We start from the raw sequence: 1,064 nt of genomic DNA, 5'->3' as shown, positions 1-1,064 counted from the left end.
TTACTGACCTCAGCTGATCTCACCTAAACTGGAAGCCCGAAAAAAAGATGGCACCAGGTCTGGTTTGCTGCGGACGTGACGAAAACCCAGCAGCCAGGCCTTTTTGAGCTCTGACAGGTTCTTGGGACACAGGTTCTGAATTCTGGTTCGTTTCATCCACGACCACAACCACTCAATCGGGTTAAACTCCGGCGCATAGGGTGGCGTGTGAAACACCGTGATCCGTTTCCCAGATTCACTTTTCAAGAATTCCTGCACCATTTTCGCCCGGTGGATTCTGGCATTGTCCAGCAGCACGACCAGAGGACCCTCCAGGTGGCGCAGAAGATGCCTGAAGAACTTCACCACCTGCACCGCCCGAATCGCATGAGGGTAGCTTTGCTGGTAGACCTTGCCACAGGGTGTCATGCCCCCAATGATCGAGAGGTTTTCCCAGTGACCGTGGGTGGGCATCACTGGCGTTTTGCCACAGTGGGCCCAGGTATAACCTTTGAGGGTCTTCAAACTTGATCCGACCTCATCGACCACCACCAGGGTGGCTTTTTCCTCCTTTAGCTTTTTTTTTGATGTCTGGCAAGGTGCTTTTTACCCAGGTGTCAATCAACTCTTGGTTGCGCTCTCTCGACTGAACAGCCACCTTCTGATGACTGTAGCCCAGTTGATGCAGGATTCTACGCATGTGTTGCGAGTGAAATTTCACGTCCTGGGTGAGATAGAGCATTTCTGTGATGCGCCGGGTACTCCAGCCATCGGTGGGATAGTTAAAGTGCTTGGCCCCCTTTGCCAAATCTTCCTCAAATCGCTGCACGTCAAAGGTTCTGGGCGGTGGGCCACCTCCCACGGTGGCTTTGAGGCCTTCTGCGCCTTGTTCTCGCCAGCGTTTTTTCCAGAGGGAAACGGTGGTCTTACTGACACCCAGATCACGCGCTATTTCGTCTTGCACGTGTCCAGGTTGCTGAAAGCGGCGAACAGCTTCCATACGGCGTTCTTCCAGCTGCTTGCGGGTGAGTTTCTGAGGCCGCCAGATCATATCCTCAATTTAGCAAAGTTCTGCTCAGGTCAGT

At 53.2% G+C, this 1,064-nt stretch carries 2 protein-coding genes; both read right to left on the bottom strand.

The features are described from left to right. Nucleotides 1–9: 9 nt before the first annotated feature. Nucleotides 10–531 (bottom strand): IS630 family transposase, encoded by a 522-nt coding sequence (locus DC3_RS28825; RefSeq protein WP_186816343.1) that lies wholly within the window; start codon nucleotides 529–531, stop codon nucleotides 10–12. Continuing rightward, nucleotides 518–1,030 (bottom strand): helix-turn-helix domain-containing protein, encoded by a 513-nt coding sequence (locus tag DC3_RS28820; RefSeq protein ID WP_146892293.1) that lies wholly within the window; start codon nucleotides 1,028–1,030, stop codon nucleotides 518–520. Before DC3_RS28820 ends, DC3_RS28825 begins: the two co-directional genes overlap by 14 nt. Between the last annotated feature and the right edge of the window lie 34 nt (nucleotides 1,031–1,064).

It is taken from the genome of Deinococcus cellulosilyticus NBRC 106333 = KACC 11606 (assembly GCF_007990775.1).
In the GTDB taxonomy this organism is placed as follows: Bacteria; Deinococcota; Deinococci; order Deinococcales; family Deinococcaceae; genus Deinococcus_C; species Deinococcus_C cellulosilyticus.
Note: the sequence above shows the minus strand (reverse complement) of the source record. Positions and strands in the feature narration are given on the sequence as shown.

Bases quoted from the DNA above. Each gene is read 5' to 3' on its own strand.
- DC3_RS28820 (WP_146892293.1), bottom strand. From the start codon at position 1,030: ATGATCTGGCGGCCTCAGAAACTCACCCGCAAGCAGCTGGAAGAACGC.